The following is a 7,648-nucleotide window of genomic DNA, read 5'->3' as shown; positions in this document are numbered from 1 at the left end:
TTTCCTTTAAAATGACTCATCGTCATTCCTCCTGCTATCTTTTTCTATTATTCTACCTTATCTGATAGTAGATTTAAAACTTTGCAACAGAACCACCTAAATTAAATAGTAAAATAGTAAAAAATATTGAACTTAAAATTCCGCATATTGAAGAACAACAACAAATTGGTAACTTCTTCAAGCAACTCGACGACATCATCGCTCTTCATCAGCGCAAATTAGATTTGCTGAAGGAAACGAAAAAAGGATTCTTACAAAAAATGTTCCCTAAAAACGGAGCAAAAGTGCCAGAAATCCGGTTTCCTGGATTTACGGGAGATTGGGAACAGTGTAAGTTGGGGGATATTGCCAAAATGTATCAACCACCAACTATTTCAGGATCTGAGCTATTAGATACTGGATATCCTGTTTTTGGAGCAAATGGTTACATTGGGTTCTATTCAAAATCAAATCACCTAGAAGACCAAGTAACAATTTCTGCACGTGGAGAAGGAACAGGAACTCCCAGTTATGTTAAAGCGCCTGTTTGGATTACTGGAAATTCAATGGTGATTAATGTTGAAGATTTTGATATTAATAAAAAATTTCTCTATGCAATGTTGTTGTCTTATTCACTAAAAAAATATATTACAGGTGGCGCACAGCCGCAATTAACTCGAGATGTTTTGCTTAAAGTACCAATAATTATTCCAAGCTATAATGAACAATTTAAAATCGGCACTTTCTTCAAACAACTCGACGACACGATCGCTCTTCAACAACGCAAGTTAGATTTACTAAAAGAAACGAAAAAAGGCTTCTTGCAAAAGATGTTTGTCTAGGAGGGAAGAAGAATGAAAATTAGTCACCGTGAGGAAGCGGAAGTCGAAGAACAGTTGATTCGTGTACTTGGGGAAGGACATAATCAGTGGACGTATCGTCCCGATCTAAAATCAGAAGAAGATCTTTGGGTCAATTTACGCCAAAAAATTATCTCAAATAATCAAGCAGAACTGAATGATTCTCCTTTGACCGATAAAGAATTTGAAACGATCAAAACGGAATTATTGCTACGGACGAAAACCCCCTTTGATGCTGCGAAATGGTTAAAAGGTGAAAATGGGATGGCTCGGATCACGATTGAACGGGAAGATTCGCAATTGGGTTCTGTCTCACTTATCCTTTATTCCAATCAAGACATTGGTGGAGGAATCTCTACGTATGAAGTGGTTCATCAAATTGCAAAACGTGGAAGTAACATAGAAGCACGGGATCGACGTTTTGATGTTACCTTATTAATCAATGGATTACCGATTGTCCAAATCGAGTTGAAACAAGTAACCGCAAAAGATGGCGTCTATCAGGCGTTTAACCAAATCAAAAAGTATGCAGAAGAAGGCATGTTTCGGAACAATATCTTTTCGACCTTGCAGTTGTTTGTAGTTTCCAATGAACAAACGACCCGGTATTTTGCAAATGCCTTACCGAAAGACTTGCACCCTAAGTTTTTATTTAGTTGGCGAACGAAAGACAATGAAAAAGTAGAAAACTTATATGAGTTTTGTAAACAAGTGCTAAATATCCCGGATGCCCATCGCTTGATTGCGGATTATACGATTGTCAGTGAAGATCAAGACAACAAAACCCTCATGGTGTTACATCCTTATCAAGTTCATGCGATTCAAGCCTTGTTTATTGCCGCAAATAAACATCAATCAGGGTATGTGTGGCATGCGACTGGTTCAGGAAAGACGTTGACTAGTTTTGTATCTACTAAGCTTTTAGCACGAAAATCGGGGATCGATCGAACGATCATGTTAGTGGACCGCAAAGATTTAGATAATCAGACCACCACAGAGTTTACGAAATTTGCTTCGGAGTTTAATACTGGGATTTCTTCTGGTAATGCCAAAGCGAATAGCTTGATCGTGGGAACAGGAAGTGCCAAAGAGTTAAGTGAAACTCTGTTGGCAGATGCCAATGCAAATGTTGTGATTATTACAACCCGTCAAAAACTAGATGCGGCGTTGAAATATGCAAAGAAACAAGAAGAGAAAAAAGGAACCAATCGCTTCCAAAAATTAATGGGACAACATATCGTGTTTGTAGTAGATGAGTGTCATCGAGCGTTAAGTGCTGAAAATATGGAAGAAATCAAAAAAATGTTTCCGAAGTCCACTTGGTTTGGCTTTACAGGTACGCTGATTTTCCCTGAGAATCGGAAACAAGCCAAAGGGCAATTGGCACGTACGACCCATGATCAGTATGGAGAGGTCTTGCACACCTACACCATCAAGAATGCATTAGAAGATGGCTCGGTTTTAGGATTTCAAGTAGAGCATGAAAATACCGTTGAGCCGACTTCATTAGAGAATAAAATCTATCGGAAATTAAAAGAAGTAGAAACATATGCAGAGTATTCATCAGAACAGATCAATCGTATGATCGATCAAATGGAGTCAATCAAAAAAGAAAGTTATTTGGACCCTGCTGTTTTTGAAGTAGATGAGCATATCCAAAAAGTCATCCATAAAATGTTCCGTCCAGATAATGCCTATACAAAATTTGATTTTCGAAATGGCCGTCCAACGAAATCTGCAATCTTAACCACGAGTTCCATTGACATGGCCAAAAAGTATTATCGGGCCATCAAAGAAATGACAAAAGAACCTGAATGGTTAACAAAAGAGTTTCCCAATCAGCCCATTCGTGAAGGGCGAACGATGGAGGATCCTGATTTCCCAAGGATCGCTATTACCTATTCATTAGAAGAAAACAGCCGAGATTCAAGTGTCCAACAAGAAGAAATGCAAAAAATTATTGAGGAATATAATCAGTATTATGATACTTCCTGGTCATTAGCAGACATTGAGCGTTATAACGGAGATATCAATAATCGTTTGGCACGAAAAAGAGCGGAATTCAAACAATTTGGGAAACAAATCGATTTAGCGATTGTAGTGGATCGTCTATTAACAGGTTTTGACGCCCCTACGATTCAAACCCTATTTGTGGATCGTAATCTAGAGTATGCAGGATTGATCCAAGCTTTTTCACGTACGAATCGTACGTATCCTGATAAGACAAAAGGATTGATTGTGACGTTTCGTAAGCCAGCGACAATGGAGAAGAATGTCGAGGATGCGACAAAACTGTATTCAGAAGCTAAAGAGGAATCGGGCTTGATTTGTCCAAGTTATCAAGAATCCAAAAAAAGATTCAAGCAAGCATATGGTAAGTTAAAGGAGGTTTCATCCATGGAATCCATTGATGAACATACGCCACTTGAAATCCGTATCGAGTACGTCAAAGCATTTCAAGAATTGAATCGTGCGTATGAATCGTTAGTGACTTATGACGATTACAATGATGACATTGTGCAATCTTCAACTTTGAACAATCAAATTCAACTTTTGGAAGAACAAATTGGCGTGTACGAGACCGTGAAAGGTTCATTGATAGAGGAAGAACCAGAAAAAGAGGGAGAAGATTTTTCAACGATCGAATTTTATAGTGAAAATACCACTAAGTTGTATGATATTGATTCTACTTATATTGATCAATTACTAGGAACTTATGCTGCGAACAGTTCAGATGCACGAGATGAAATTGAAAAAGCTTTGGCTAAATTGAATAAAACAGAAGGAGTCAAAGAAGTTTACCGACAAATTTTAAATGCATTTGATGTGGGGACTTTAGATAGTAATGAAGATATCTTTGTCATTAAACGTCGCTATTTTACACAAGCGAGTGATGATTTGATTCATGTCTTTTCCAACGAGTGGTTTGTTTCTGAGAAAGAATTACATGCTTCTAATCTGCAATATATGCCAGGTGAAGATCCAATTCCTAATATGAAAGCAATTATCAACAGTAAGGATTACGAAGGATATAAAGCCAACCATCCAGAAGCGAAACCATTTAAATACCCACAAGAAATGAAGCGAGCATGGCGTAAAATGTTAGATGATGAGCTGATTCCACTTGAAAATGAATTGAGGTAAACGAGAAGAGTTAAGAAAATTGTACGATTCAAAGATGGTAGTAAAGTGGAAGTGTAGAAAATAGGGATAGATGTCTTTTATTTGTTCACATTTTATAACGAAGTATTTAAGACAGCTATTGAATAATGTTTCCTCCACCTTTTTCATTCATTTACCCCACCCCGTTGTTATATGACCGTGTTTTGAGAGGAACCAATAAAAAGCATAGGCTAACTAGGGGTTCCTTTTTCTTTTGTTTTTTTGGAATCCGCTTAAGTGAAATGTATCTGAAATGAAACGGAGATAAAGTGATTTTTTGCTGTAATGACAAGGTTTTAGCTGTTTCAGATACCATGTAACCCAAAATAGTTTATTGAGAAAATAGGAGAGTATTTGATACTAACTAGTAGGAAAAAATGAGATAAAAAGTAAATGGAATCATTTCAGGTAATCTCAAATAAAAAAATATACAGTCCTGTGGCACTTTACCTATGGGACTGTATATATTTTTTACTCTCAGCGGGCTTGTTTTGACTCCGTGTCTGACTCCGTCGTATTGATTTTAAATGATATTCGATGACCATTTAACAGGTCATTTTTGAAATTTTTGTCTCTATATGACTCAGTTTGATAATTATTGATAGATCAATTTGGGTCTATATCGAACAAGGGAATAATCCAATAAAAAATGATTTAGAATATCAAAATAACAAAAAAGAGGACTACCTGTATTAGTCCTCTTTTTTGACCAGATTTTGACCAGTCTATTTTACATTCTAATATATTCATATGAGCTAATTTTATGATTAAATGGTAAGTGTTTCCTTGTTTGTTTTAGTTTAAACTAGTGTGTAATTTAAAAATCTATATGGAAGGGTCTGTGGGGTAATATCTATTTCATTGCTCGAAACGTTGATATTAAAGCGTTTCGAGCATTTTTTTATTTGGATTTTAATGATTGGCTACGTTTAGAATTATTCGCTCATAAATTTTGCGAATCGGTCACCAGTTTTCTTAACAGATTGTGGTGTGACATGAGCATAGATATTCATGGTAGTTTTAATATCTTTGTGACTTAATCGTTCTTGTACTTCTTTTATCGAAGCACCACTTTCAAACAATAAGCTACAGTGGGTATGCCTAAATCCATATGGAGTAATTTGAGGCTCCATCGGTGTCTTTTTGTAAATCCAATTTAACCAATCGGTTACTACTTGAGTATAGTGGATCTTGTCTTAGTTTGCAGTGAATAAAAACTATTTTTGTTAATATATATTATATCAATGTCGAATCGTTATGCTCATTCTATTATCCGCCACAAGGAGTTTTACAACTGCTTAGAAATCAGATTACTCGTTCAAATAATAATGCAAATTGAATCAATAAAAGAAGCGTTGAATAAGAGCTCATTCTTTCAACGCTTCTTTTATTAGGAGATTTTAATGACCATATCAACTTCTCTTTCAGGATTAGGTAATTCATGAAAGCTAGTGTTTATAGTGCTTAATTGATCAACTAACCATGTTTTATTTTTTGACTCTTAGACGAATTTAAAATTAATATCATTGTTCTCGTGTTGAAGAGGTGTCTCCAAATAATCTGGTGAATATTCATAATCAACTTAACCTGCTAATACAAAAGAGGGTAATCCATAATTTAGTATCAGATTTAATGGATGGTCGTAAGCTTTTATTTTTTTTAACGTCATATTGTACATATCTTCAGCCATAAAAGTTGAGTTTGTGATTTCATATTGTGTTTCATTAAAAAAAGTTATCCGAATAATCGCTTATTTTTGAAAAGTCTTTATTGGCACCAGCCTCAAAAAATTGTTCAACTTTTTTAGTATAAAGTTGTGCTAACGCTCCTTTTTCAATATTAACTTTGATATTTTCATGTCTATCAATTTGTGTGCTGTTCAGTAAGGGAAGATCAGCTTTTAATTTTATATCGTCTTGATTTCTTTCAATTTCAATTGGCAAAATCTTTTCAGTAGATTCAGTTTCTGATAAAGGGACATCTAGTTTTTTATCATGATAATAAGCTTCAAATCCATTTGGAACCGGAAAAAAATGTATTGGGTAATTCTTTTCTGAGGTTGTTGTACTAGTTTCCGTACTTGTAGAACTTGTGTCAGAAGTGGTACACCCGCTTATAGTTCCGATGAGTAAAACGCAGGTTAAAATGATTGCAAATTTCTTCAGAAAAATTCCTCCTTAAAATTGAATATGGACTAATACTAGTCCCATTGTAGCATACCAAATCTTTAACATTAATAAGAAAAAGGACTAATTTTAGTCCAAAAGGTGTGCTATTCTTGAAAGAGGAAAAAATTATTGATAGAGAAAATGTAATCGGTAGCAATATTAGACGATTCCGAGTAGAAAAAGGAATCGGTCAAACCGAGCTAGTTAGAGACCTACAGCTTAGAAAAATCGCTATAACTAGGGAAACATTGGTTAAGATTGAAAGCGGCCGCCAACACATTAAGTTGGATCAATTGAGAGCTATTAGGGATGTTCTACAGGTGTCTTATGAAGACTTGCTTCAATAACTACTTGTAGTCTTTAGTATAAGAAGCTATTTTTACACCCTTATGTATCACAAAGAAATACTGGTATAATAATGAATGGGATATGTAACGATAGGGTATACTATATTCTCAACAGGTTATACTGAGAATCCAATTAAACGAAATCATTTGAAAGTATACAAAACGTTGTTGGATAAAGCATATGAATTTGTATTTTCAGAACACTTTAGATTCTTAGAAAACTATGATTTACCTAGTTCACTGGATGTTGGTATTGAACTATATGATGGAGTAGAAAAGAAAAATCTAAAGTTAAATTTATCAAAAGATTATAGCAAAAATAGTCCAGTGTTAAGAGAGCTAGAAATGCAATGAATCCAATGATAATTTATCTTAATGTAAATTGCTTAACTCTAATTGTTTCTCGTGATTATGATTTTGCTACTGATGTATATGTTGAAGAAAATAAAGGCTTGAAGTTAGAGCTTACTGGATATAATTTGTCGCAGCAATTGATACTATTAGTGGGGCGGTAAACTCTTTAGCAACCACATACTTCTGAATATAACTTTCAATCAATATCTGTAGGTGAAGATAATGTTGGACAATTGTAAGAGTCTTGTTATCGTTTAAGAAATTGAAGGAGGAATCTTGCTAATTGATGAAGTAGACGCAGGTCTTTTTCCAGCTGCACAAATTGAATTTTTTTATGTCTTAACCCAGTTTTTTTAAGACTAGGGTATTCAGGTGATAATGACCCAATACTCTCCAACGATGATTAAAAAAGTTTTTATCCAAAGAGATATTAAAAACTATAAATAAACTATTTAACGAATACTTTTGATAAAATTCAAGTGATGACAGATTAAAGCTGGATATATATGCAGATATGTATGTAAGGACAAAAAGTTGATGAAGATTTAATACTGCAAAAAATAAATATTTCAGGAGGTGTATTTTTTGCCAACAACCAACTCCCTTTTGAGGTATCTGGCAGGAAAAAGTCAATTGTATAAATTTGAAAAAAACAATAGACAAGAGTATTGGAGAATATGAAATTTACCCGTGGTGCTAGTTAATTTTAATATCCTAAAGAATATCTCAAAGTTCCTTCAAAACGTCGTTGTGCTCGACTTAATAGAACACTGTAAGC

5 protein-coding genes and 2 pseudogenes are annotated in these 7,648 nt (G+C 34.7%); 5 read left to right on the top strand and 2 right to left on the bottom strand.

What is annotated here, in order from left to right; all coding sequences use genetic code 11:
* Nucleotides 1–140: 140 nt before the first annotated feature.
* Together DIZ30_RS11380 and DIZ30_RS11375 are read left to right on the top strand one after the other, a co-directional pair.
* Nucleotides 141–821 (top strand): annotated as a pseudogene (locus DIZ30_RS11380) (restriction endonuclease subunit S); the annotation flags it as partial.
* A gap of 12 nt (nucleotides 822–833) precedes the next feature.
* Nucleotides 834–3,983, top strand: coding sequence for a type I restriction endonuclease subunit R (locus DIZ30_RS11375; RefSeq protein WP_109023218.1), 3,150 nt, complete (start codon nucleotides 834–836; stop codon nucleotides 3,981–3,983).
* A gap of 953 nt (nucleotides 3,984–4,936) precedes the next feature.
* Here the strand turns inward: DIZ30_RS11375 and DIZ30_RS11365 are convergent.
* Both DIZ30_RS11365 and DIZ30_RS13940 read right to left on the bottom strand, forming a co-directional pair.
* Nucleotides 4,937–5,218 (bottom strand): annotated as a pseudogene (locus DIZ30_RS11365) (tyrosine-type recombinase/integrase); the annotation flags it as partial.
* A 507-nt stretch (nucleotides 5,219–5,725) separates the two neighbouring features.
* Nucleotides 5,726–6,166 (bottom strand): hypothetical protein, encoded by a 441-nt coding sequence (locus DIZ30_RS13940; RefSeq protein WP_025480810.1) that lies wholly within the window; start codon nucleotides 6,164–6,166, stop codon nucleotides 5,726–5,728.
* A gap of 104 nt (nucleotides 6,167–6,270) precedes the next feature.
* Here DIZ30_RS13940 and DIZ30_RS11350 point away from each other — a divergent pair, with 104 nt between their 5' ends.
* From DIZ30_RS11350 to DIZ30_RS13760, 3 genes are all read left to right on the top strand, one after another.
* Complete coding sequence (locus tag DIZ30_RS11350; RefSeq protein WP_002313380.1) at nucleotides 6,271–6,516, top strand: helix-turn-helix domain-containing protein; 246 nt, start codon at nucleotides 6,271–6,273, stop codon at nucleotides 6,514–6,516.
* Between the two features lie 75 nt (nucleotides 6,517–6,591).
* Entirely contained in the window at nucleotides 6,592–6,870 is a 279-nt protein-coding gene (locus DIZ30_RS11345) for a hypothetical protein (protein WP_002314576.1), read from the top strand.
* Complete coding sequence (locus DIZ30_RS13760; protein ID WP_002314577.1) at nucleotides 6,867–7,031, top strand: hypothetical protein; 165 nt, start codon at nucleotides 6,867–6,869, stop codon at nucleotides 7,029–7,031. The genes DIZ30_RS11345 and DIZ30_RS13760 overlap by 4 nt, the downstream gene beginning before the upstream one ends.
* The last annotated feature ends 617 nt before the right edge of the window (nucleotides 7,032–7,648 follow it).

The sequence above is a fragment of the Enterococcus sp. H57 genome, assembly GCF_003112495.1.
Classification (GTDB): domain Bacteria; phylum Bacillota; class Bacilli; order Lactobacillales; family Enterococcaceae; genus Enterococcus_B; species Enterococcus_B faecium.
The sequence above is the reverse complement of the archived record's forward strand: the minus strand, read 5'-3'. Positions and strand labels throughout refer to the sequence as shown.

Coding starts and splice junctions, on each gene's coding strand:
- DIZ30_RS11375 (WP_109023218.1), top strand. CDS start 834: ATGAAAATTAGTCACCGTGAGGAAGCGGAAGTCGAAGAACAGTTGATT.
- DIZ30_RS13760 (WP_002314577.1), top strand. CDS start 6,867: ATGAATCCAATGATAATTTATCTTAATGTAAATTGCTTAACTCTAATT.
- DIZ30_RS11345 (WP_002314576.1), top strand. CDS start 6,592: ATGGGATATGTAACGATAGGGTATACTATATTCTCAACAGGTTATACT.